The 23842-nt window shown below is 70.2% G+C and carries 20 protein-coding genes; 13 read left to right on the top strand and 7 right to left on the bottom strand.

Going from position 1 to position 23842, the window contains the following annotated elements; all coding sequences use genetic code 11:
• Positions 1–217: 217 nt before the first annotated feature.
• Both ACVTJA_RS42135 and ACVTJA_RS42130 read right to left on the bottom strand, forming a co-directional pair.
• A complete protein-coding gene (locus ACVTJA_RS42135) occupies positions 218–1378 on the bottom strand; it encodes a TIGR02266 family protein (RefSeq protein ID WP_465829150.1) in 1161 nt (386 codons plus the stop codon).
• A gap of 16 nt (positions 1379–1394) precedes the next feature.
• The gene (locus ACVTJA_RS42130; RefSeq protein ID WP_206725081.1) at positions 1395–1769 is read right to left on the bottom strand and encodes a response regulator; all 375 of its coding nucleotides are present in this window, start codon (positions 1767–1769) and stop codon (positions 1395–1397) included.
• An 82-nt stretch (positions 1770–1851) separates the two neighbouring features.
• On the opposite strand from ACVTJA_RS42130, the gene ACVTJA_RS42125 reads away from it, so the two are divergent.
• Positions 1852–3246, top strand: a complete 1395-nt coding sequence (locus ACVTJA_RS42125) for a M20/M25/M40 family metallo-hydrolase (protein ID WP_465829148.1) — start codon at positions 1852–1854, stop codon at positions 3244–3246.
• Positions 3247–3311: 65 nt separating this feature from the next.
• Here the strand turns inward: ACVTJA_RS42125 and ACVTJA_RS42120 are convergent, their stop codons facing one another.
• Positions 3312–4187 carry a hypothetical protein gene (locus ACVTJA_RS42120; RefSeq protein ID WP_465829147.1) on the bottom strand — a complete coding sequence of 292 codons (876 nt, stop codon included), beginning with the start codon at positions 4185–4187 and terminating at the stop codon, positions 3312–3314.
• Between the two features lie 196 nt (positions 4188–4383).
• Here ACVTJA_RS42120 and ACVTJA_RS42115 point away from each other — a divergent pair, with 196 nt between their 5' ends.
• Positions 4384–5199 (top strand): YhfC family intramembrane metalloprotease, encoded by an 816-nt coding sequence (locus ACVTJA_RS42115; RefSeq protein ID WP_465829146.1) that lies wholly within the window; start codon positions 4384–4386, stop codon positions 5197–5199.
• Here ACVTJA_RS42115 and pip read toward each other — a convergent pair.
• Complete coding sequence (gene pip / locus ACVTJA_RS42110) at positions 5186–6154, bottom strand: prolyl aminopeptidase (RefSeq protein ID WP_465829144.1); 969 nt, start codon at positions 6152–6154, stop codon at positions 5186–5188. The two genes, ACVTJA_RS42115 and pip, sit on opposite strands and share 14 nt — an antisense overlap.
• A gap of 250 nt (positions 6155–6404) precedes the next feature.
• Here pip and ACVTJA_RS42105 point away from each other — a divergent pair, with 250 nt between their 5' ends.
• A complete protein-coding gene (locus ACVTJA_RS42105) occupies positions 6405–6596 on the top strand; it encodes a hypothetical protein (protein ID WP_465829142.1) in 192 nt (63 codons plus the stop codon).
• A gap of 49 nt (positions 6597–6645) precedes the next feature.
• Here ACVTJA_RS42105 and ACVTJA_RS42100 read toward each other — a convergent pair whose 3' ends face one another.
• The gene (locus ACVTJA_RS42100) at positions 6646–7860 is read right to left on the bottom strand and encodes a small ribosomal subunit Rsm22 family protein (RefSeq protein WP_465829140.1); all 1215 of its coding nucleotides are present in this window, start codon (positions 7858–7860) and stop codon (positions 6646–6648) included.
• Between the two features lie 134 nt (positions 7861–7994).
• On the opposite strand from ACVTJA_RS42100, the gene ACVTJA_RS42095 reads away from it, so the two are divergent.
• From ACVTJA_RS42095 to ACVTJA_RS42075, 5 genes are all read left to right on the top strand, one after another.
• Positions 7995–9023 carry an ABC transporter ATP-binding protein gene (locus ACVTJA_RS42095; protein ID WP_465829138.1) on the top strand — a complete coding sequence of 343 codons (1029 nt, stop codon included), beginning with the start codon at positions 7995–7997 and terminating at the stop codon, positions 9021–9023.
• Positions 9020–9823 (top strand): ABC transporter permease, encoded by an 804-nt coding sequence (locus ACVTJA_RS42090; RefSeq protein WP_465829136.1) that lies wholly within the window; start codon positions 9020–9022, stop codon positions 9821–9823. Before ACVTJA_RS42095 ends, ACVTJA_RS42090 begins: the two co-directional genes overlap by 4 nt.
• 12 nt (positions 9824–9835) lie before the next feature.
• Positions 9836–10636 carry an ABC transporter permease gene (locus ACVTJA_RS42085; RefSeq protein ID WP_465840647.1) on the top strand — a complete coding sequence of 267 codons (801 nt, stop codon included), beginning with the start codon at positions 9836–9838 and terminating at the stop codon, positions 10634–10636.
• A 318-nt stretch (positions 10637–10954) separates the two neighbouring features.
• On the top strand, positions 10955–12991 hold the full coding sequence (locus tag ACVTJA_RS42080) for a Kelch repeat-containing protein (protein ID WP_465829134.1): 2037 nt from the start codon (positions 10955–10957) through the stop codon (positions 12989–12991).
• Positions 12992–13165: 174 nt separating this feature from the next.
• Complete coding sequence (locus ACVTJA_RS42075; protein ID WP_465829132.1) at positions 13166–14281, top strand: esterase/lipase family protein; 1116 nt, start codon at positions 13166–13168, stop codon at positions 14279–14281.
• Between the two features lie 45 nt (positions 14282–14326).
• On the opposite strand, the gene ACVTJA_RS42070 is transcribed toward ACVTJA_RS42075, so the two are convergent.
• The gene (locus ACVTJA_RS42070; RefSeq protein ID WP_465829130.1) at positions 14327–15220 is read right to left on the bottom strand and encodes a helix-hairpin-helix domain-containing protein; all 894 of its coding nucleotides are present in this window, start codon (positions 15218–15220) and stop codon (positions 14327–14329) included.
• A 200-nt stretch (positions 15221–15420) separates the two neighbouring features.
• On the opposite strand from ACVTJA_RS42070, the gene ACVTJA_RS42065 reads away from it, so the two are divergent.
• The 4 genes from ACVTJA_RS42065 (at position 15421) to ACVTJA_RS42050 (ending at position 21723) form a co-directional block, all read left to right on the top strand.
• Positions 15421–17049, top strand: a complete 1629-nt coding sequence (locus ACVTJA_RS42065) for a peptide chain release factor 3 (protein ID WP_465829128.1) — start codon at positions 15421–15423, stop codon at positions 17047–17049.
• A gap of 99 nt (positions 17050–17148) precedes the next feature.
• On the top strand, positions 17149–17577 hold the full coding sequence (locus tag ACVTJA_RS42060) for a hypothetical protein (RefSeq protein WP_465829126.1): 429 nt from the start codon (positions 17149–17151) through the stop codon (positions 17575–17577).
• Positions 17574–19784, top strand: coding sequence for a DUF7125 family protein (locus tag ACVTJA_RS42055; protein WP_465829124.1), 2211 nt, complete (start codon positions 17574–17576; stop codon positions 19782–19784). The genes ACVTJA_RS42060 and ACVTJA_RS42055 overlap by 4 nt, the downstream gene beginning before the upstream one ends.
• 34 nt (positions 19785–19818) lie before the next feature.
• A complete protein-coding gene (locus ACVTJA_RS42050) occupies positions 19819–21723 on the top strand; it encodes an ATP-binding protein (RefSeq protein ID WP_465829123.1) in 1905 nt (634 codons plus the stop codon).
• On the opposite strand, the gene ACVTJA_RS42045 is transcribed toward ACVTJA_RS42050, so the two are convergent.
• Complete coding sequence (locus tag ACVTJA_RS42045) at positions 21714–22256, bottom strand: hypothetical protein (RefSeq protein WP_465829121.1); 543 nt, start codon at positions 22254–22256, stop codon at positions 21714–21716. The two genes, ACVTJA_RS42050 and ACVTJA_RS42045, sit on opposite strands and share 10 nt — an antisense overlap.
• A gap of 71 nt (positions 22257–22327) precedes the next feature.
• Here ACVTJA_RS42045 and ACVTJA_RS42040 point away from each other — a divergent pair, with 71 nt between their 5' ends.
• Positions 22328–23821: a carboxypeptidase M32 gene (locus ACVTJA_RS42040; RefSeq protein ID WP_465829119.1), complete on the top strand. Its 1494-nt coding sequence runs from the start codon at positions 22328–22330 to the stop codon at positions 23819–23821.
• The last annotated feature ends 21 nt before the right edge of the window (positions 23822–23842 follow it).

The raw sequence follows: 23842 nt of genomic DNA, 5'->3' as shown, positions 1-23842 counted from the left end.
ACTTCGCTGCCGCGGGAGCGTCTGTGCAATGGCTTTCGCCGCACCCCGTAGGGATGGGCGAGGGGCAAGAACGGAGGTACCGACAATGAACTTCCTGAACGTGATGGGCCGCGATGACCTGGAGTTGAAGGCGGTGATGGCGGTGATGGCCGCCTTCGTGATGACCGGGGCGGTGTTCCTCGGTCAGATGCTCTAGGCCGCGAGCCCTCGTCGGGCGCTACTTCTTCGGCGGCTTCGCCTTGACGAGGAACTTCTGGATGAACTCCTTCTCCTCGGGGCGGAGGTGGCTGAGCCGGAGCCCGTAGCCGCGCGGGTTCTTCCCGTCCTCGAGTGAGTTCTCCCAGATGACGGAGCTGCGCAGCGTCATCACCCGTGCCGGGTCATCGAAGCGCAGCGTCAGCTCCACCTGGGTGCCCAGCCGCAGCGGCTTGTCCGTGGCGATGAAGAGCCCGCCCGAGGACAGGTTGATGATGCGGTGGTCGGTGAAGATGCCCGCGTTCTGAATCGTCACGCGCACGTCCGCGTGGATGCGGTCATCGGAGCGGCGCTCCAGACCCACGAACTCGGCGGCGGAGTACGTAGGCGCTGCCGCCGCCTTGCGCACCGACGGCGCGGGCGCGGGGGACTGTGAGGGCAGCGTGTGCGTGCGCAGCGGAGGCGAGGGCGCCGCGGGCGGAGGCGCCACGGGAGCTCGTGCCGGCATGGGCGCGGCCGCCATCTGCACCACGGGCGGAGGACGGGGCGGCGGCGCGGCCACGGGAGGCGCCACCGGTGCGACGGGCGCACGTGCCGGAGCCACCGGAGCGACGGGCGGCCTCACCTGAGCGACAGGGGCGGCGACAGGAGCCACCGGAGCCACGGCCGGCGCGGCGCCATTCATGTCCAGCCGCGGCGGGGCGGGGCGGGGCTGCTGCGCACCCTGCATGTAGAGCGCCTCGGCCTCGCGCATGCGCTTCGAGAGGAACTCGAAGATTTCCGCCGACACCTTCTTCAGCTCCGGATGCGTGTCCGGGGCCATGTGGTCCGGCGTGAAGCGCTTGGCCATGCGGAAGTAGGCCAGTCGCAGCTCGTCCAGGCTCGCGTGCGGCTTGACGCCGAAGATGTCGTGGGCGGACAGATTCTGCAGGCCGCGCAGCTGGGTGCGGAGCCGCTCGGCCTGCTGCTGCTCCACGGATTGAGAGGGGTGCGCGGTGGCGAACAAGTCGCGCAGCTCGGGCATCTCCTGCAGGGCCACCCATTGGGTGCCGTCCCGCGAGGCCCGCACCGCCGCCTTCAATCGCCCGGAGGCGATGAGCTCTCTCAGTGCTTGGAGGGCCAGCGGGCCCAGCACGCGTCCGAGGTTGTCCGCAACCCAGTAACCGACAGCAGGAGACGACACGCAGACACCCCGTGAGTCAGTGAGCCAGCGCCTGGCGCACGGCCGAGGCGATTTCCAGCGGGTGGAAGGGCTTACCCACGAAACCCACGGCGCCCGCGGCCATGGCCTGCTCCACCACGGGCTCGGCGTCCATGCTGCTGATGACCAGCACGCGTGTCGTCGGAGAGACGCTCTTGATGGCCCCCAGCACCTCCAGGCCGCTCTTCTTCGGCATGAAGAGGTCCAGGAACATCACCGCGGGCTTCTCGCGCGCGGCTACCGCCAGTCCCTCTTCTCCATCCGCCGCCTCGAGCAGTCGCAGCTCGATGCCTGTTTCGGAGATGACGTCCTTGAGGATACGGCGCACGAAGCTGTCGTCGTCGACGAGCAGCAGAGTCGGAGTCTCAGGCATGGCGGCGCATGATACCTGACCCGGCGAGGTCCGCATGGGCCACATGAAGGCGCCTGCCTGCCTTTTGGGTTATGGGAGGCCCATGTCCACCGACAAGGCACTCTTCCACTTCGAAGCCCAGAAGCACGCCTACCTCGAGGACCTCAAGGCCCTCGTACGGATTCCCAGTGTTTCCTTTCCCGGCTTTGACGCGGCCGAGGTCCGCCGCAGCGCCGAGGCCACCGCGAAGCTCCTCAAGGACCGTGGTTTTGAAAACGTTCAGCTCCTCGAAATCGAGGGGGCCCATCCGTACGTCTATGGCGAGGTGCTCAAGGCGCCGGGCAGGCCCACGTTGCTGCTGTACGCGCATCATGATGTCCAGCCAGCCGGGGATGCGGGTGCCTGGAAGAGCCCGCCCTTCGAGCCCGTGGTGCGGGACGGCCGGCTGTACGGGCGCGGCTCGGCGGACGACAAGGCCGGCATCGTGGTGCACACGTCGGCGGTGGACGCGTGGCTGAAGGGTGCGGGCCGGCTGCCGCTCAACGTGAAGGTCATCATCGAGGGCGAGGAGGAGATTGGCAGCAACCACCTCTCCGCGTTCCTGAAGAAGCACGCGGCGCTGCTGAAGGCGGACGCGATTGTCCTCACGGACACGTCCAACTTCGACACGGGGCTGCCGTCGATTACCACCGCGCTGCGCGGGCTCGTCACGGTGGACGTGGAGGTGCGCGGGCTGAAGCAGGCGGTGCACTCGGGCATGTGGGGTGGGCCGGTGCCGGACCCCGTCATGGCGCTGTGCCGCATGCTGGCCACGCTGACGAACCCGGATGGCTCCATCGCGATTGAGGGCATCCGCGAGCGCGTGCGGCCGCCGACGGACACGGAGCGCGCGAGCATCCGCTCACTGCCGGGCGACGAGGCGTATTTCCGCGAGCAGGTGGGTCTGTTGCCCGGCGTACAGGTGCTGGGCGGCGGGCAGCACGTCTGGGAGATGAACTGGCGGCAGCCGAGCCTCACCATCAACGCCATCCAGGCCAGCAGCCGCAAGGACGCGCGCAACATCATCTGCGACTCGGCGTGGGCGCGCGTGGGCATCCGCATCGTCCCGGATTTGGATGCGCGCGACGTGGAGGAGCGGCTGAAGGCGCACCTGCGCAAGGTGTGCCCGTGGGGTCTGGAGGTGGACTTCCACACCGAGGGCGCGTCGGGCTGGTGGTACACGGACCCGTCGCATCCCGCGTTCCAGGCGGCGTTCCGCGCGCTGGAGAAGGGCTACGGCGGCAAGGCGGTGGCCATCGGCTGCGGCGCGTCCATTCCCTTCGTGGAGCCCTTCGCGCGCGAGCTGGGCGGCGTGCCCGCGCTGCTCATCGGCGTGGAGGACCCGTACACGTACGCCCACTCGGAGAACGAGAGCCTGCACCTGGGCGACTGGGAGAAGTCCATCCGCAGCGCCATCCACATCTACGAGGAGCTGGCCACGGCGCTCGGCGGCCGCTGACGAAGGTGCGGCCGGTGAGGGCGGGTGCGCGGAAGGTTCGTGCCACGCCCTCGCTGGCCGGTGTCTCACGGGAGCGGGTTCTCGTCCTTGGGGCGGTCCTCACGCCCGTCCTCGTAGCCCTGCTCGTACGAGTCCTTTTCGTACTCCTCATGGTTGGGCTTCTCGTCCACGCCGGGGGTGTCCTGCTCCGGCTTCGGCACGCCTGAACCACCCACGCCCTGTTGCTCCTCGCCAGACTTCCCGGCGCCGCCGGTGGCCTTCACCATGCCGCCGACCTTCTCGATGTCGCGGCCCACCGCGGCGATGCCCTCGCCCACCTTGTTGGGGACGAAGCCCGCTCCCTCGATGAGGTCCCCCGACAGACTCTTCGCGCCGCGCACGCTGGTGCGCACGGCGGTCTCCGCCTCCTTGCCCGTCCACTTCGCCGCGTGCTCCAGGTACTGGCCGGAGGCGGCCAGCTCGTGGCCCGCGCGGCTGGCCTCGTTGCGGGACCACGCCTCCTCGGCGGCGAGGTAGTGCGCGTTCGCCAGCGCGTGCGCGGCGCTCGCGAGCGACTGCTTCAGCTCGGCCGAGGACTTCACGCTGCGGTCCTCCACGCCCTTGGCCACCTGACGCAAGTCTCTCGCGGCGTCCTCGAGCCCCGTCTTCGCCTCGCCACCCGCGTGGGCCGCGGAGAGCTCGATGGCCGCGGCCGCCTTGCGCAGGTCCTGCGCCGACTCCTTCCGGTCGCTGCTGAACTTCGACTGCGCGCGGGTGAGGTAGTCGTCGGGCACCTCGGCGAAGGCGATGGTGACGTCCTCCACCACCGTGTCGTCCTTCGCGGACTGCTGTTGCGCGGACTGGTGTTGCGTCTCTTTCCGCGGGTCGTAGGACGAATGTTGCGCCCACGCGGAGGAGACGCAGAGAGCTGCACCCAGGATGAGGGCGGAAGTGGAGCGCACGTCGGAACCTCCCGAGGTCGGGGCGGGGTTGCCCCTCCGGGACACTGAGGACGGTGTCCGGCCGCTGGAACCCGCGTGGCACCTCGGGCCGAGGCGCGGCGAGGAGCGCCCGGTCCGCTCCTCGCCGCTGAATCCGGCTTTCGTGGTGACGGAGCGGCGGGTGGAGTAGACCGGAGACGCGAGGGAGGGTGCTCACATGGCTTCGGCTTCTGGCGTGAATGTCGGCGCGGCTGTGGGGTTCCTGGTGGCCATCGCCTTCGACGTGCTGATGCCGGTGGCGGCGGTGCTCTGGGCGCGTCGCCGGCTCGGCGTGGCGTGGAAGGTGGTGGGCTGGGGCGCGGCGGCCTTCGCACTGTCCCAGCTCTTCACCCGCGTGCCGCTGGTACAGGTCCTCCAGTACGTGCTGCGCGAGCCGCTGAAGACGTCTCCGACGTTCATGGCCGTGTGGCTCGCGCTCCTGTGCCTCACCGCGGGCCTCTTCGAGGAGACGGCGCGCCTGCTGGCCTTCCGCGGGCCGCTGAAGGACTTCCGGCGCTGGAAGGACGCGGTGGGCTTCGGCTTGGGGCACGGCGGGCTGGAGTCCGCGGTGCTCGTTGGCGGCATGGCCGCGCTCGCGCTCATCAACATGGTGGCGCTGTCCCAGGTGGACCCGTCCACGCTGAAGCTCCCTCCGGAAGCGATGGAGGGGGTGCGGAAGGCAAAGGAATCCTTCGCGGGGCTGCGCTGGTGGGAGCCGCTGCTGGGCGCCTGGGAGCGCATGGGGGCCATGGTGTTCCACGTCGCCATGTCCGTGCTCGTGCTCCAGCGCTTCGTCCGGGGGCAGGTGCGGTGGTACTGGCTCGCGGTGGGTGCCCATGCGCTCTTCAACGGCGTGGCCGTGGTGGTGGGCCAGTGGGCGGGCGCGGTGGCGGCCGAGGGCGCGGTGACGGTGCTCGCGCTCCTCTGCCTGTGGCTCATCCTCCGGCTGCGGCCCCGCGAGCCGGAGCCCGTGCCCGCGGTTACTTCGGCCTGAAGCGGTCCGTCGCCTCCACCAGCGCGGACGTGTTGCCGGGCTCGTTCGCCGAGTGGCCTGCATCCGGGACGATGACGAGCTCCGCCTCCGGCCAGGCCTTGTGCAGCGCCCACGCGCTCTCCGGCGGGCACACCACGTCGTAGCGCCCCTGGACGATGACGGCCGGGATGTGGCGGATGCGGTGCACGTCGTCGAGCAGCTGCGTGTCGCTGCGCAGGAAGCCCTTGTTGATGAAGTAGTGGCACTCGATGCGCGCGAAGGCGAGGGCGAAGGAGTCCCCCGCGTTGCGCGCCACCAATTCCGCGTTGGGGTACAGGCAGCTCGTGCGGCCCTCCCACACGCTCCACGCGCGCGCGGCCTCCTGCCGTGCCTGCGCGTCGCTTCCCATCAGCCGGCGGGCGTACGCGGCCAGCAAATCCCCGCGCTCCTCGGGCGGAATGGGCGCGAGGTAGTGCTCCCACGCGTCCGGGAACATGGCGTCCGCGCCGCGCTGGTAGAACCAGTCAATCTCGCGCTTGCGCAGGAGGAAGATGCCGCGCAGCACCAGCTCCGTGACGCGCTCCGGGTGCGTCTCCGCGTAGGCCAGCGACAGGGTGCTGCCCCACGAGCCGCCGAAGAGCTGCCACCGGTCGATGCCCAGGTGCTCGCGCAGCTTCTCCATGTCGGCCACGAGGTCCCAGGTGGTGTTCTCCTCCAGGCTCGCGTGCGGGGTGCTCTTCCCGCAGCCGCGCTGGTCGAAGAGGACGATGCGGTATGCCTCCGGGTCGAAGAAGCGCCGCTGCCGAGGGTCCGTCCCGCCGCCCGGGCCACCGTGGACGAAGACCACCGGCTTGCCCTTCGGGTTGCCGCATTCCTCGTAGTACACCTCGTGGAGAGGGGACACGCGCAGGCGACCGGTGTGGTAGGGCTCGATGGGCGGGTACAGCGTACGCAACGGCTTGGCAGAGGCGGACACGGGGCTCGCTTCGTGGAAGAGAAGGAAGGCTGTCACCGTACCAGAGCGCTTCCGCCCCCTCTCCTTGCTTCCCCCACGTTGTCGCCCGTCCCGAGGGCAGGGAGACGTCCGTCAGTGGACGCTGCGCCGGCTGCTCTCCGGCCGTGCTGGTTCGGGCACACGCGATGTGACGTCGAAGTTGCCCGGCCGCAACGCTGACTTTGCGGGCAACGTGGACACTTCCGTGGACTCCAAACCCCCGGAGCGTCCCATGAACATCGCCTCCCTGATGAATCCCCCGAAGGCGCGCGCCACCCCCGCCCGCGAGCCCCGGCTGCGGCTCGTTCGTGTGCAGGCCACCGTCCTCGCCCAGGGCGCGTGGAGCGCGATGAAGGACAGCGTGCGCGCGTTCCGCCACATGAAGGACGTGCTCACCGGCGGCTACGCGCACGCCCGGCCGTAGCCGACGCAGCGCGGGGAGTTGGCCACGCGTAGCCAGTGGCCGGACAACCTCAGGAGGGCGCGCCCGGGCTCGGGCTGGTTCCCGGGTTCGACGGCGCGTCCTCCTTCGGCGGCGGAGGCGGAATGCCCTTGCCGGCCGGCGCCACCATCCGCACCTCGGTCCGGTCGTCGAGCGCGAGCCCGTCGCCCTTGGGCTCCGTCTCCGTCACCGAGATGACGTCCCCGCGGTTGAGCTGCATGAAGCGCTCGTTGCGCTCGTTGCGGTGCTTCTCCTGCATCGCCAGGCCCACGCGCCCCTCCGCGCCGCAGCCGATGTAGCGCTTGCGCCCCTTGCCCTCCAGCGGCTCGGAGACGATGCGGAACAGCCGTCCCGGCGGCAGCTCCGGCCAGGCCTCTCCCTTCGGCGCCAGCACGAGGTAGCTCATCTTCAGCGCCTCCTTGTGCAGGCTCGCCGCGCGCGCCAGCTCCTCCACCACGCGAGGCATGGGCCAGGGCCGCTCCGCGTGGCACCAGTCCGTCTCCTTCACCAGCGCCGGGCACGCGCCCCGGTACATGCACGGCGCGCGGATGGCGTAGCCGCGCTCCACCATGGCGTCGCGCACGTGGAGCAGCGCGCGGCTCGTCTCGCGCAGCGCCGGCTCCATGACGAGCAGGCTGCCGCCGCGCTTCACCTTCGCCAGCGCCGCCTCCAAGAGCGCCGCGCGCGGGGCCGTGGCCGCGTCACCGGTGCCGTACAGCTCGTTGACGACGTGGCCCATCGTAATCAGGTCGAAGTTGCCCTCCGGCAGCGGGGCGCCCTTCTTCGTCGGGTCCCACTCGCGCGTGGCCAGCGCCTCGCCGGCCTCGGTGGCGAGCGCTCGCGCCAGGTTGAGCGCGGCCTTGCTGCGGTCCGCGGCCGTCACCTCGCTGGCGCCCGCGTCCATGGCGGCGAAGGCCACCGGGCCCGGGCCGCTGCCCAAATCCAGCACCTGCCGGGGCCGGTTGGGCAACTCCCCCAGCACCTGCCGCGCCTGCGCGTAGGACACCGGCCAGTAGAAGAGCAGGTAGGCGCCGAGCAGGCGCGGGTCATCCATGTACCGCGCACCGGCGAGCTGCCGCTCGCGCGTCAGGCCGAGGGAGAGCTGGCGGACGCCCGCGCCGACCTCCTTCACCTCCTGCGGGGTGAGGCGCGTCTCCGGCCCGTCACTCCGCCCGCGCGAGGCACGCCACACGGCGATGAGCCTCGGCATCCACCGCTCCAGGTCCTTGCTGTACGCGTTGCTCATCCCGACCGCACCTTCACTTCGTGGCGCGCCGTCTCCGGGGACGGGCGCGGTCCACGTCAATCCGTTGTCATCCCGCCAAGGCTTCAACGGGAAGGTCGCCACCCGGGGGCGACCGCGTTAAACCCTGGTTCCTCATGATTTCCGTTCGCGGCCTGCGCAAGCACTACAAAGTCCACAAGCGCCCGCCGGGCCTGAAGGCGGCCCTCCGCTCGCTCGTCCACCGCAGCTACACCACGGTGAAGGCCGTGGACGGTATCTCCTTCGACATCCGCCCGGGCGAGCGCGTGGGCTTCCTCGGCCCCAACGGCGCCGGCAAGACGACGACGCTCAAGGTGCTCTCCGGGCTGCTCCACCCCTCGGACGGCGAGGTGACGGTGGACGGCCACGTGCCGCGGCTGCGTGAAGAGGCCTTCCTCAAGAAAATCATGCTCGTCATGGGGCAGAAGCAGCAGCTCCTCTGGGACCTTCCTCCCTCGGAGACCTTCGAGCTCAACCGCGCCATCTACGACGTGCCCCAGGCCCAGTACAAGCAGACGATGGACGAGCTGATTGGGTTGCTCGACATCGGCGACCTCATCGGCAAGCCCACCCGGCAGCTCTCCCTGGGCGAGCGGATGAAGTGCGAGCTGGCCGCGGCGCTCATCCACCGCCCGCGCGTGCTCTTCCTCGACGAGCCCACCATCGGCCTGGACGTGTCCATGCAGGCCACCATGCGGACGTTCATCAAGGACTACAACGAGAAGTACGGCGCCACGCTCATCCTCACCAGCCACTACATGGACGACGTGGCGGCGCTGTGCCCCCGCGTCATCGTCATCGACAAGGGCCTGTTGTCCTACGACGGCAGCCTGGACGCGCTGGTGCAGCGCGTGCGCCCGGAGAAGCGCGTGGTGCTGCGCCTGTCCGAGCAGGTGGACGCCGCGCGCCTGGCTCCGCTGGGCGGCCGGGTGGTGACGCACGAGGCCGGCACCGCGGTGCTCCAGGTGCGGCAGGAGGCCGTCAACGCCACCATCAGCCGCGCGCTGGCGGGGCTGCCGGTGACGGACCTCACGGTGGAGAACGCGCCGCTCGAAGAGGTGATGAGCGAGCTGTTCGCGGAGAACAAGGCGCGCCGCGAGGCGGCCTCCCATGAAGCCCCGGCGGGCGAGTCGGTGCCGGCATGAGCTTCCGCAACACCCTGCGCGCCATGCCCACGCTGCTCAAGGTGGGCTTCGCCGAGGCGGTGGCCTACCGAGCGGAGATGCTCATCTGGGTGCTGTCCACCACCATGCCGCTGGTCAACATGGTGCTGTGGATGGCGGTGGCGCGGAGCGCGCCGGTGGGCCGCTTCGGGCAGGCGGACTTCGTGGGCTACTTCCTCGCCACCTTCGCGGTGCGCCAGCTCACCAGCTCCTGGGCCGCGTGGCTCATCAACTGGGAGGTGCGGCAGGGCACGCTGTCCATGCGCCTGTTGCGCCCCATCTCTCCGCTATGGGCCTACGCGGCGGAGAACATCGCCGGCTTCCCCATGCGCCTTTTGGTGGCCGTGCCGGTGACGGTGCTCGCGGTGGTGCTGGTGGGGAGCCGGGCGGTGCCGCAGCACGCGTGGCAGTGGGCCTTCTTCGTGCTCGCGGTGCTGGGCGGGTGGGCCATCTCCTTCCTGGCCAACGTCACCATCGGCGCGCTGAGCTTCTTCCTCGGCAGCAGCCAGAAGGTGATGGAGGTGTGGCTCGTCCTGTACTTCGTCTGCTCCGGGTACATGTACCCGGTGGAGCTGCTGCCCGCGGGGCTGCGCACGGTCATCGACTGGCTGCCCTTCCGCTACCAGATTGGCCTGCCAGTGGAGTTGATGACGGGCGCGCACGAGTGGCGGGAGGCGCTGGCGCTGCTGGGCGCGCAGTGGGCGTGGGTGGCGGTGCTGTCCGGCGTCGCCGTGGTGGTGTGGAAGCAGGGCGTGCGCCGCTTCGCGGCGTTCGGAGGGTAGGGCGTGGGCACGGTGCGGCGTTATTGGCGGCTGTTCGGCATCCAGCTCAAGGCGTCCGGCCTGCTGGCGCTCCAGTACCGCGCGGACTTCTTCACGGAAGGGATTACGTCCCTCTTCTGGACCTTCACCGCGCTGGCGCCGCTGTTCGTCGTCTTCGGCGAGCGGCCCGTGGTGGAGGGGTGGAGCTTCGGCGAGTCGCTGCTGGTGGTGGGCTGGTTCACGCTCCTGCAGGGCATCCTCGAAGGGGCCATCAACCCCAGCCTCACGGGCGTGGTGGACCACATCCGCAAGGGCACGCTGGACTTCGTGTTGCTCAAGCCCGCGGATGCGCAGTTCCTCGTGTCTACGCAGCGCTTCCTCCCGTGGCGCGCCTTCAACGTGCTCACCGGGCTGGGGCTGTTCGTCTACGCCTTCGCGAAGCTGGACCGGGTGCCGTCGGTGACGGGCGTGCTGTCGTCGGTGCTGCTGCTCGGCACGAGCACGCTCCTGCTCTACTCGCTGTGGATTCTGACGGTGAGCGCGGCCTTCTTCGTCGTGCGCGTGGACAACCTCACGTACCTCTTCACGTCCATCTTCGACTTCGCGCGCTGGCCGTCCTCCGTGTTCCAGGGCGTGGCCAAGGGCGCGCTGACGATTTTCTTCACGTACGTCATCCCCCTCGCGCTGATGACGACGTTCCCCGCGGAGGCCATGCTGGGGCGCCTGCCGCCGCACGCGCTCGGGGGCGCTGTCGTGGGCTCCGCGGTTTTTGCCTGGATTTCGCGACGCGTCTGGCTGCGCTCCATCGGCCACTACACGTCCGCCAGCAGCTAGCCCGCCTGCCCTCCAGGGCTGGGTACGGGTGGCCCCACCCGGGGCGTAGTGTTCACTTCTGACCGACGCAATGGCCTCCGGCGCGCGGGCTGGAGTAAAGGCGACAAGGCGTGGGCCCCCGCCCACGTTCCCCCTCAAGTCGCAAAAAAGGACCTCCTCCCCATGAATTGCCCTGCTGGGTTCGGCCGAATGGCCGCGCTCGTGATGACGCTCGCCATGGCGGGCTGTTCACACGAGGATTTTTCAGAAGCGCTGAATAACCAGGAAGCCTCGATCGAGGTGCTGAGCGATAGCTCGACGTGGACGCCTGCTTCCAACATGTCCACGCAGCGTGTGGACCACACCGCGACGCTGCTGCGCTCCGGCGCGGTGCTGGTGGCGGGTGGTCAGACAGCGAGCACGGAACTCTACGACGTGAAGGCAGCCCGCTGGTCCAACGTGGGCTCCATGGTGGCTGTGAGGCGGCGCCACACCGCGACGCTGCTGCCGTCCGGGAAGGTGCTCGTGGTGGGCGGTGACTCGGGCGCGTCCTCCACCGGCACGGCCGAGCTGTATGAGCCGTCCACCGGCCAGTGGACGGCGACGGGCAGCCTGGACTCGCTGCGCTCGGGCCACACCGCGACGCTGGTCTCCACCTCCTCCGGCCCCAAGGTGCTGGTGGCGGGCGGCGAGGGCGCCAGCGGCGGGCTCGCCACCGCGCGGCTCTACGACGTGGCGACGGGCACGTGGGCGGAGACGGCCAGCCTGTCCACGCCGCGGGTGGGGCACACCGCGACGCTGCTGGCGTCCGGCAAGGTGCTGGTGACGGGCGGGCGAAGGGGCCCGGGCGGCACCTTCCTGCGCACGGCGGAAGTCTATGACCCGGCCACGCTCACGTGGACGGTGGTGGCGGCCATGAGTGGCGTGCGCTCGGGCCACACCGCGACGCTGCTGTTGTCCGGCAAGGTGCTGGTGGCGGGAGGCCTGGTGGACGAGCTCACCGCCACGCGCACCGCCGAGCTGTATGACCCGGCGAGCGGCACGTGGACGCCCACCACCAGCACGCTGCCCATGGAGCGCGCGCAGCACACCGCGACGCTGCTGCACTCGGGCGAGGTGCTCGTCACCGGCGGCACCGATGGCGGCGAGCCGTACCTCCAGACGGTGGCGCTGTACGAGCCCACCAGCAACCGCTGGTACACCACGTACTCCATGACGACGAGCCGGCTCGGCCACACGGCCACGCTGCTCAACACCGGCGACGTGCTCGTCGCGGGTGGCCGTCCGGACGGCGGGCCGGCCACCGCCACGGTGGAGCGCTACGTCGCGCCGGCGCCGCCGTGGCGGCTGACGGGCTCCATGACGGCGACGCGCTACTTCCACTCCGTCACCACGCTGGACTCCGGCGCGGTGCTGGCGGCGGGCGGGACGACCACCAGCAACAGCGCCCTCATGGGCGCCGAGCGCTACGACGAGCACGACGGGACGTGGGTGGCGGCGGGCACGCTCGTCACGCCGCGCTTCCTGCACAGCGCCACGAAGCTCGCCTCCGGCAAGGTGCTGGTGGCGGGCGGGCAGAGCACCTCGTCCGTCTTCCTGTCCTCCTCGGAGGTGTATGACCCGGCCACGTCCGTCTGGTCGACCACCCCGGGCGCGCTGGCCACGACGCGCTCGCGCCACACCGCGACGCTGCTGAACTCCGGCGGGGTGCTGGTGGCGGGCGGACGCTCCGGCTCCAGCTTCAGCACCCTGCTCAACACCGCCGAGCTCTTCGACCCGGTGACGAACACCTGGCGCGCCGCCCCGAGCATGAGCAAGAAGCGCCTCTACCACACCGCCACGCTGCTCCAGTCCGGCCGCGTGCTGGTGGTGGGCGGCACCACGCCGGACGGGGACACCAACACCGCGGAGCTGTATGACCCGGCCACGGACACGTGGACGGCCACCGGTTCGCTGACGGCCACGCGCTACGGGCACGTGGCGGTGGGGCTGCGCGACGGCCGGGTGCTGGTGGCGGGCGGCTGGAGCGGCCGCGGCACCACGGCCACCGCCGAGGTGTACGAGCCGTCCACCGGCACGTGGTCCACCGTGGCGTCCATGTCCGCCGCGCGCTACGGCCCCATGGCCACGCTGCTGGAGCCCTCCGGCCGCGTGCTGGTGCTGGGCGGTGACGGCGGCACCGGCGTGGGTCTGCTGGACTCCTCGGAGGTGTATGACCCCGTCACCGGCCTGTGGACGAGCGGCGGCACCATGTCCACGCCGATGACGAACACGAACGTGGCGAAGCTGCCCGGCTCCGGCCGCGTGCTCGTCTGCGGCGGCCTGGGCACCAGCGGCGCCCTCGCCTCCACCGAGCTCTACACACCCGCACTCTGAGCGCACTGCGTCAAAAGTCCGTCCCTTCTGTGAAGGGGCGGACGGACGGACTGAGGGTGGAATCCGACTCGTTGACTCAAATGTCAACCGTGCGAGTTTTGACCTGCTCTCCCGGGCAATCCGGGAGGCGCAAGTGTTTCAAAACCCCCCTCAGCAGGTGTGAAGGAGCCGGAGATGAAGAGGCTTCAGGCAGTCCTCGTGACAGCGGTGTGCGCGGGAGTGCTCGGGCTTTCCCCCGAGGCCCGCGCGGGTGCGGCCAGGACGACGTACCCGGTGGTGTTCGCCCACGGCATGGCCGGGTTCGACGACATCCTCGGCTACGACTACTGGGGCAACGACTACGGCATGTTCGTGGGAGATGCGTGTGACGCGCTCCTCGAGACGGACTGCAACGAGGACATCGACGCGGGGCAGAAGTCCTTCGTGGCGCAGGTGGCGCCGTTCCAATCCTCGGAGGTGCGGGGCCTGGACCTGGCCAACGACGTCGAAGGCTTCATGGCGACGGCGGGCGCGTCGAAGGTGAACCTCATCGGCCACTCGCAGGGTGGCATCGACGCGCGCAAGGCGGCGCGGGTGCTGCGCGAGCGGCGCGGCGCCACGACGGTGGCGGTGCTGGTGAGCGTGTCCTCGCCGCACCGGGGCTCGCCGGTGGCGAAGTACATCCTGGACCTGAAGCCGGGCGTGACGAGCGTCATCGCCGCGCTGGCGAAGTACTACGGCGACATCGTGTACGCGTCGGGCAATGACGCGTACGCGGCCGCGAAGCAGCTCGTCTTCAACGACTACGCGTCCACGGACGGCGTCACCACCGGCATGAAGGCGTTCAACACGACCTACCCGGTGAGCACCAGCTACGCGGGCCGGTACGTGTCGCTCATCACCGCGCAGAACGGCGTGAATGTGAACCCGGCGCTGTACCTGCTGAGCGAGTTCCTCTTCGACATCGACGGGGACGGGTACTGCGCGAATGACGGCGACAACGACGGCGCGGGCGGCTGCGGCGACGGCGTCAAGAACGAGGCGGACGACGATGGCCTCGTGGGCATCAACTCGCAGCAGATGGGCTACCGCCTGCGCTACACGGAGTCGACGTTTGGTTTCGACTCGGTGGCGAACGACACGTCGCTGGCCGCCGTGACGGACCTCAACGCGCCGCCGAGCGCGACGATGACGTCCACCTCCAGCGTCATCTCGCAGGACCACCTGGACGTGGTGGGCGTGGGGCCGGACACGTTCGACGAGCCCGAGTTCTACGCCGCCATCTTCCAGTACATCGCGACGTACGACTGAGCAGTGACACGGGCGGGGCCCGGGTGTGTCCGGGCCCTGCCGGCTTCACGCCCCCGGCTGCGTCTCCTCCGCCTCCACGCCGTAGTACGCGAGGCACTCCACCTCGCGGCCGCGCACCACGCGCCTGCCGTGGAGCGGACCGCCGTGCGCGGTGACGACGGTGCACTGGCCCTCCTCGTCGTCCTTGTCGAAGTAGAGCACCACCCAGTCCTTCGTGGTGCCCTGCTGGTGCGCGAGCGCCGTGTTGGAGAACAGCGCGCGGATGTTCCACCCGTCCACCTTGCGCCGCAGCACCGGCAGCCACGCCTCGCCCGACGGATTGAACCGGCGCGGCGCAATCGTGCGTAGCTCTCCCGCCGCCGCGCGCCGCCGGTACTCCTCGTCGATGTCCAGCAGCAGCCCGATTTCCGGCTGAGCCCCTCGCGCCGGAGCCGCCCGCAGCCGCGCCGCCCCGCGCCGCTGTCGTCCCAGCCGCGCGGCGAGCAAGTCGCGCACCTGCTGCCCGCGCCGGGGCCCGAAGCCGTCCACCTCCTCCAGGCTCCCGTCGTGCGCCGCCTGCTCCAACTCCTCCAGCGTCCGCACGCCCAGCTCCGCGTGAATCCGGTGCGCCAGCTCCGGGCCGATGCCGGGCACGCTCGCGAGCAGTTGCTCGGGCGATGCCTCGGACTCCAGCCGGTCCAACAGGCCCAGTGCCCCCGTCCGGACGAACTCCGACACCGCCGCGGCGATGCTCCGGCCCACTCCGGGCAGCTCGCGCAGCCCGGCTTCACCCTCCGAGGCGAGCACCTCCGCCACCGGCTTGGGCCACCGCGCAATCGTCGTCGCGGCCTTGCGGTACGCGTTCACCCGGAAGGGCATGGCGTCCTGCTCTTCCAGCAGGTCCGCCACCCGCTCCAGCAGGTCCGCCACGTCGATGTTGTCCTTCCATTCCACGCCCATGGCTACCTCGAAGGTGGGGCGGCGGAATGCCAACGGCCAGTCCCAGTCCCCCTCACCCGCGGCAGGGCGGGCGAGCAGGCGAGAGGTGGCGCTCCACCTCCGTCGGAAAGGCCCGCCACGCCGCCCGGTCTCCGGCCTGACCGCCCGGCGCTCGATGCGGGCTGCAAGGAAAGACCGCGCGTGATAGTTGGCCTCCGGTCATGACGAACGAGCTCGACAGGGAGGTCGCCCGTAGGCGCACCTTCGCGATCATCTCCCACCCCGACGCGGGCAAGACCACGCTCACGGAGAAGCTGCTCCTCTACGGCGGCGCCATCCACCTGGCCGGCAGCGTGAAGGCCAAGCGCGCGCGGCGCCACGCCACCTCCGACTGGATGGAGCTGGAGAAGGAGCGCGGCATCTCCGTGACGTCGTCCGTCCTCCAGTTCGTCTACCGCGACCACGCGGTGAACCTGCTGGACACCCCGGGCCACCAGGACTTCTCCGAGGACACCTACCGCACCCTCGCGGCGGCCGACTCGGCGGTGATGCTCATCGACGCCGCCAAGGGCGTCGAGCCGCAGACCAAGAAGCTCTTCAAGGTCTGCCGCATGCGCGGCATCCCCATCTTCACCTTCGTCAACAAGCTGGACCGGTACGGCCGCGAGCCCCTGGACCTCATGGACGAGCTGGAGCAGGTGCTCGGCATCCGCTCCTACCCGATGAACTGGCCCATCGGCATGGGGCCGGACTTCCGCGGCGTCTATGACCGGAAGGCCCGCGTCGTCCACATCTTCTCCGCCGAGGGCTCGCACGGCGAGTCGGAAGTGGCGGAGCGCTCGGTCTCCATCGACTCGGATGAAATCAAGACCGTCCTCACCGAGGCCGAGCTGGCGAAGCTCCACAGCGACATCGAGCTGCTGGACATCGGCGGTGACGAGTTCACCCGCGAGAAGCACGACTCGGGACAGCTGTCGCCCATGTTCTTCGGCAGCGCGATGACGAACTTCGGCGTGCGCCCCTTCCTGGACGAGTTCCTGGACCTGGCGCCCGCGCCGACGTCCCGTCCCACGAAGACCGGGCCTCGTGAGCCCACCAACCCCAAGTTCGCGGGCTTCGTCTTCAAGATTCAGGCGAACATGGACCCGGCGCACCGAGACCGCATCGCCTTCATGCGCGTGGTGAGCGGCCGCTACACGAAGGGCATGAGCGCCTTCCACTCGCGCCTGGGCAAGGAAGTGCGCCTGGCCAAGCCGAGCCAGTTCATGGCCGCCGAGCGCACGGCGATTGAGGACGCCTGGCCGGGGGACGTCATCGGCCTGTTCGACCCGGGCCAGTACCGCATCGGCGACACGCTGGCCGAGGGCGGCACCGACGTGGAGTTCGAGGGCGTGCCCCGCTTCAGCCCGGAGTTCTTCGCCGTCGTCCGCTCCAAGGACCCGCTGCGCCGCAAGCAGATGGAGAAGGGCCTGGAGCAGCTCTCGGAAGAGGGCACGGTGCAGATCTTCCAGCAGCTCCAGATGGGCATGAAGGACCCCATCGTCGGAGTGGTGGGCGCCCTCCAGTTCGAGGTGCTGCAGTACCGGCTGGAGCACGAGTACGGGGCGAAGATTGCCCTGGACCGGCTGCCCTTCAGTCACGCGCGCTGGGTGGTGGGCCCCAACTTCGACCCCAAGTCGTTCGACTGGGAGGGCAACCGCCAGACGGTGCAGGACCGCGACGGCCTGCCGCTCGTGCTGTTCCGCGACGACTGGGCGCTCCAGCACGCCGAGGACAAGCACCCGGAGCTGAAGTTCCTCTCCGAGGCGCCCATGCTCCGCAAGGCGGCGGAAGCGGCCACCGGTTCATGAGCCAGACGACAGCAGCTCCCGCCGAGGGTGGACTTTCCGGGTAGGCCCCATTATGCGCCCAGGAGCAGTCCGCACGCAGTCCGGAACCCGCCACCCGCGATGCCCGAGCGTAGCCACCACAGCGAAGTCGTGGGTGCCTGGCGCGACGGCTGGGCGGGGCACCTGTCACAGCAGGAGCTGGTGGATGTCTTCGACCGCGCCCTGGCCACGCTCTGGCGCCGGGCCCACCTGAGCCTGGGCGAAGTCACCCTGATGGCCATCGTGGACCGCGTGCTCCACGAGGGCGTCAGGGTGTATCCCCACCTGGCGCCGCTCAAGCTGGAGGCGAGCGGCACGGACTTCGGGGCGCTGCGCGAAGCCGCGCCACGGGTTGCCGTGGCGCTCCTCGAGGAGTCACTGGTGTTCCTGGTCGTCGAGTTGCTGCGGGTGCTCGGCGTGCTCACCGGAGAAATCCTCACGCCGGGCCTCCATGCGGAGCTGCGCAAGGTCCAGCCCCAGCCCGCGGACGAGAGGGGTGGAAGCTCATGAGCGCTCGCACGGAGCGGCAGGTGATTGCCCGGCTGGAGACCGGCATCCCCAACCTGGACGCCATCCTCCACGGCGGCCTGCCCAAGGGGGTGATGACGGTGCTCGCCGGGCCTCCGGGCTCGGGGAAGACCATCCTCGCCCAGCAGATCTGCTTCCACCATATCGCCCAGGGCGGCCGGGTCCTCTACTTCAACACCCTCTCCGAGCCGACCGCGAAGACGCTGCTCTACCTGCGGCCCTTCGCCTTCTTCGACCCGGCGAAGCTGGACGACGCCATCCGCTTCATCGACCTCGGGACGATGCTCCGGAACCAGGGGCTGGAGCTGACGAGCAACCTGCTGATGGACCACCTCAAGCAGTTCCAGCCCTCCATGGTGGTCATCGACAGCTTCAAGGTCTTCGACGACCTGTCCCATTCGAACGAGGAGCTGCGCAAGTTCACCTACGAGCTCGCCGTCCGGCTGATGGCCTGGGAGTGCACCACCTTCCTGCTCGGAGAGTACAGCCCCGAGCTGTTCGAGCATCCGGCCTACTCCGCCATCGATGGCATCATCGTCGCCAAGCAGCAGGAGATATCCGGGGAGCAGCAGCGGCTGCTCAGGGTCGTCAAGATGCGGGGCACCTCGCACAGCCGTGAGGACCATCCGTTCGTCATCACCGATGCCGGCGTGGAGGTCTACGCGCCGAGCATCACCCTGCGGCGCGAAGCGGGCATGCCGCGGGGGCAAGGGGCCACTCCCCGCATGAGGACGGGCATCTCCCGGCTCGACGACCTGCTCGGCGAGGGAATCCCCCTGGGCTCCAGCATCATCACCTCGGGCGTGGCGGGCTCGGGGAAGACCATCCTCGGGCTGGAGTTCCTCTACCGGGGCGCCCGGGAGCACGGCGAGAGGGGCCTCTACTTCTCCTTCGAGGAGACCGGGGAGCGCCTGCGCGCCACCGCCCGCGGGCTCGGCTGGGAGCTGGACCGGGAGCTGGAGCGGGGCACCGTGCAGCTGGTCTTCATCCCCCAGCCGGACATCATGGTGGACCGGGACATCCTGGAGATGCAGCGCCGCGTCGCGGCCTTCGGGGCCCGGCGCGTGGTGGTCGACTCGATGTCCGTGTTCCTCCACAGAATCGAGGACAAGCGCATCGTGCGGGACAAGGTGTTCTGGCTGGCGAACATCATGCAGAACCACCAGGCCGTGGGCTTCTTCGCCAATGACATCCCCGCGGGCACGTCCCAGCTCACCCGCTTCGGCGTGGAGGAGACGGTGATGGACGGCATCCTCCACCTCAGCTGGGAGATGGAGGGCCTCGACCGCCACCGCTACCTGGAGGTGCTCAAGCTGCGGAACACCGCGCATGCCCGGGGACGGCATTCGGTGACGATTGGCGCCGGGGGCTTCTGCGTCTACCCGCGCACCGAAAAGGCTCCGCCCCTGGAGCCTCGGGTGCCGCCCGCGCCCCGCAGGGCGAGGGTCTCCTTCGGGGTGCCAGGGCTGGATGCGCTGCTCGACGGAGGGCTGCTCGAGGGGAGCGTGTCCCTGGTCTCGGGCAGCCCGGGCACGGGCAAGAGCACGCTGGGGCTGCACTTCGCGCTGGAGGCGGCGCGCCGCGGGGAGCGCGCGCTGTACCTCGCCCTGGACGAAGAGCCCACCCAGCTCCTCCAGGCCGCCGAGGCGCTGGAGCTGCCGCTGCGCGAGGCGATGGAGGCCGGGCAGGTGGAAGTCCTCTACCTGCCACGCGAGCACCTGCATGCGGCGCGCGCCCTCCCCATCGTGGAGAGCCGCATCCGCGAGCTGGGGCCTTCCCGGGTGGTGCTCGACAGCGCCAGTGACATCGAGGCGCAGGAGCTCGTGTCGGAGGAGCTGCGGCAGTTGCTCCATGCCCTGGTCCTCCGCCTGCGCACCCTGGGCGTGACGAGCCTCTTCACCCTCGAGGCGCGCTCGCTCTTCGTCACGGACGCCATCAGCGAGCGCGGACTGTCCCCGCTCGCCGACAACATCTTCATGTTCCGCTATGCCCGGGAAGAGGGCCTGCTCGTCCCGATGCTGACCGTGGTGAAGACGCGCGGCAGTGGCCACGATAGTGGGAGCCATCGCTTCACCCTGGGCAAGGGGGGGCTGCGGTTGGATGGCGGGAGCGGGAACCTGACCCCATCTTCGGGAGAAGGTCCGAAGCCGCGGCGCCGTCCGGCCTCCAAGCGGGGACGCCGGAAGTAGCGCTCCCCCGAGGGCCTGGTCAGGAGGTCCTCGCGTGAAGGAAGGGAGCCTGTCGGATTCCGGGCCGGGCTCGGGCGCTCCCACCCCGCCCACGCGCGCGCCCGCCGTCTTCCGCGAGCTGGAGCATGCCCGCCGCCACCTCGGCTACCTCTACGAAATCAGCAAGCTGCTCACCGGCTCCACGAAGATGGAGCACACCTTCCCGGAGCTGATGGCGCTCGCGACCCAGACGCTTCCCCTGCGCACCGCCCGCCTGCTCGAAGGGGTGGACGCGGCCGGTGAAGCCTGGCTGGAGCGCCCGCGCGTGACGGTCTGGCGAACCGTGGAGATGACGGACGAGCAGCTGGGCGCGGAGGACGAGCAGGCGGCCGCCACGTATGCGTACCTGGTGGGGTCGAAGGCCATGGAGTCCCCGGCGGAGGCGGGGGTGGGGCTGGACGGAGTGGAGGGCTGGCCGCTCCCGGAGCCGCCCACGCGTCTGGAGCCGGGCCTGGTCACCCTCCCGCTGGTCTCGAAGGGGCGCGTCTTCGGAGCGCTCCAGGTGGAAGCGGACGGAACCCTGGAAGAGGAGGGGCTCGCCTTCCTCGACGCGGTGGCGAACCAGCTCGCGGCCACGCTGGAGCGGCAGTACGCGCTGATGCGCGAGGTGCGCCTGCGTGAGCGCGCCCAGGCCCTGGAGCGCGTCCAGCGGGAGCTCCTGGAGCGGGAGCGTCATGCCCTCCGGGAGGCGCGGGAGGCCCACCGGCGCCAGGCCTTCCTGGCGGAGGTGGGCGCCGCGCTGTCCTCGTCGGTGGACTACCGCTCCTCGCTTCCGGGGCTCGCGCGCCTGCTGGTGCCCGAGTGGGCGGATTGCTGCGCCATCGACCTCCTGCGGCAGGAGCCCGGCGGCCGGGGGGAGCGCATCGCCCTGATGGCCGCCGAGCCTCCCGGTACCTCCCTGGGGCAGGAGTCCTTCGTCAGCCGGGCGCTGGCGTCCCATCCCTGGATGGCCTCCCCGGTGTCGCCCGAGAGCCTGCCGCCGGAGCACCTGGGCGTGGAGCGCGCCGAGTGGAGCGGGTTCCCGTCCAACCTCCGCCTGCCCATCCGGGTGCGTGGGCGCACGCTCGGGGTGCTGAGCCTCGTGGCCGCCCGGGCGGGACGGTATGGCCCCGCCGACTCCGTCCTCTTCGAGGTGCTGGCCCATCGGCTCTCGGCGCTGGTGGACGTCACGCTGCTCTACCAGCAGGCCCAGGAAGCCGTGCGCTGGCGCGAGGACCTGCTCGCGGTCGTCTCCCACGACATCAAGACGCCGCTGATGGTGGTGCGGATGAACACCGAGCTGCTCAAGCGGGCCGCGCGCCCCGATGAAACGGAGCACCGGCGCCTGGCGAGCACCTTCAAGGCGGTGGACCAGATGGAGGGGCTCATCGGCGGGCTCCTCGACCGGGCGCGCCTGCAGGGCATGCCGATGCCGTTGGCGCTCCAGTCCTTGTCGGTGGACGGGCTCTTCCAGCAGGCGCTCGAGGTGCTCCGGCCGCTCGTCCAGGACAAGAACCAGTCGCTGACGGTGGAGGTGGGGCCCGGAGCGTCTCACGTGCGCGCCGACAGGGCGCGCGTCCTCCAGGTGCTCGCCAACCTCGTGGGCAACGCCATCAAGTTCACCCCCTGGAGTGGCACCGTCGCCTTGAGGGCCCGGCGGGAGGCGGGGCAGGTGTGCATCGCGGTGGAGGACTCCGGGCCCGGCATCCCCTCCCAGGACGTGCCGCACCTGTTCGAGCGCTTCTGGAAGGGGCGCGGCTCGGGCAAGCTGGGCACGGGGCTGGGGCTGAGCATCGTCAAGAGCATCGTCGAGGCGCACGGCGGCGCCCTCCGGGTGGAGTCCCGGGAAGGGCACGGCAGCACCTTCTTCTTCTCGTTGCCCGTGGCGGAGCCCGGAGTGGCACCCGCCGCCTACTTGTAGGGCACCACCGTGCCGCCGCGGAACGCGGAGTCGCGCAGCACGAGTCCTTCCTTGCAGAGGCGCGCGGCCTTGGGGCCGACGAAGAAGTCCTTCGGGTCGCCCTTGCGGTAGGTCTTCTTCACGAACTCCTCAATCTCCATGAACAGGCGCCGGAACTTGTCGGGCGCCGCGTTCTTCCGGCCCGTCTGCGCGGTGATGTCCAGCTCCGCCCAGAACTGGCCGTTGAGCAGCTCGCCCTCCTCGTTGGTGCGCGAGCGCTCCATGAAGATGACGGGCGAGCGCACCTCGTCGATGCGCCAGTGGCCCTTGTCCGGCCCGCGCTTCACCTTGTCCACGATGGCGGCGCCGATGTCGACAGCCACCATGTAGAGCTCCTCGGGCGGCAGGCGGGGGATGTTCTCCATGGTGGCGCGGAACGTCTCCCAGTCCTCGGGGACACGGCGCGGATACACCTCGAGGTTGAAGCGCTCCAGGAAGCGGAAGAAGGCGACTTCATCATCGGGGGACATGAAGAACTGAAGGACGTTGGCCATCGCGCAGCCCTCATACCCCCGAGTGCGTCTGTCGCGAAAGCCCGCCGAGAAGCGCGCTATGAAGCCCCGGCATGGATACCTGGCTGCTCTCCCGAATGCAGGAGCTCCGCGACCTCCAGGGCCTCATCGGCCTGGCCACCTGGGACCAGGAGACGTACCTGCCCGCCAAGGCGGGCCCCGCGCGCGCCCACCAGCTCTCCACCGTCCAGGGCCTCCACCACGAGCGCCTGGTGGACCCCCGGCTCGGTGAAGCCCTCGCGAAGGCGGCTTCCCAGGACAGCCTGACGGAGGACGAGCGCGCCATGGTGCGCGTGCTCAGCCGCGAGCGCGAGCGCGAGGTGCGCGTGCCCTCCGCGCTGGTGAAGGCGCTGGCCGAGGCCCAGAGCCGCGCCCTCCATGCGTGGCGCGAGGCGCGGAAGGAGAAGCGCTTCGCCGTCTTCCAGCCCGCGCTGCGGCGACTGTTGGAGCTGCGCCGCGAGCAGGCGGACGCCTACGGCCACGGCGGCGAGCGCTACGACGCGCTGCTGGAGGGCCACGAGCCCGGCATGCGCGTGGAGCGGCTCACCCCGGTGCTGACGGCGCTGCGCGAGCACCTCATCCCCATGGTGGGGAAGCTCGCCTCCGCGCGCCGTCCCGTGCCGCCCCTCTTCGACGGGCGCCGCTACGACAGGGACGCGCAGTGGGCCTTCACCCTGCGCCTGCTGAAGGACATGGGGTTCGATTTGGAGGCGGGCCGGCAGGACCTCAGCATCCACCCCTTCACCGGCGGCACGCACCCGCTGGACGTGCGCCTCACCACGCACATCGACGAGTCCAGCCCGCTGTCCGCCATCTTCAGCACCATCCACGAGGCGGGCCACGGCCTTTACGAGCAGGGCTTCGCGCCCGAGCACTACCGCACGCCGCTGGCCGCCGCGCCCTCCATGGGCATTCACGAATCACAGTCGCGGCTCTGGGAGAACATCGTCGGCCGCGGCCGGCCCTTCTGGGAGCACTACTTCCCCGCGCTGCGCGCAGCCTTCCCGGACGCGCTGCATGGCGTGGACGTGGAGGACTTCCACGCGGCCGTCAACGAGGTGAGCCCCTCGCTCATCCGCATCGAGTCCGACGAGGTGACGTACAACCTCCACATCGCCGTGCGCTACGAGCTGGAGCTGTTGCTCGTCCGTGACGAGTTGCCGCTGTCCGAGCTGCCCGCCGCGTGGAACGCTCGCATGGAGAAGTACCTGGGCGTGACTCCACCCGATGACACGCGCGGCGTGCTCCAGGACATCCACTGGGCCTGGGGCGAGCTGGGCTACTTCCCCACGTATGCGCTGGGCAACCTCTACGCCGCGTCCCTCTACCGCGCCGCGGAGCGGGCCCTGCCGGACCTCTCCGGCCACCTGCGCCGGGGCGAGATGCTGCCGCTGCGCGACTGGCTGCGCGCCAACGTCCACAGCCAGGGCTTCCGTCTGCCGGCGGAGGACCTGGTGCGCGGCGTGACGGGCAGCGGGCTCACCGACGAGGACTTCCTCGCGTACCTGCGCGAGAAGTACGGCGCCCTGTACGGCGTGTCGCTCTGAGAGAGCGTCCGCGAAGTCGCG

It is taken from the genome of Pyxidicoccus sp. M6, from assembly GCF_055568925.1.
Note: the sequence above shows the minus strand (reverse complement) of the source record. Positions and strands in the feature narration are given on the sequence as shown.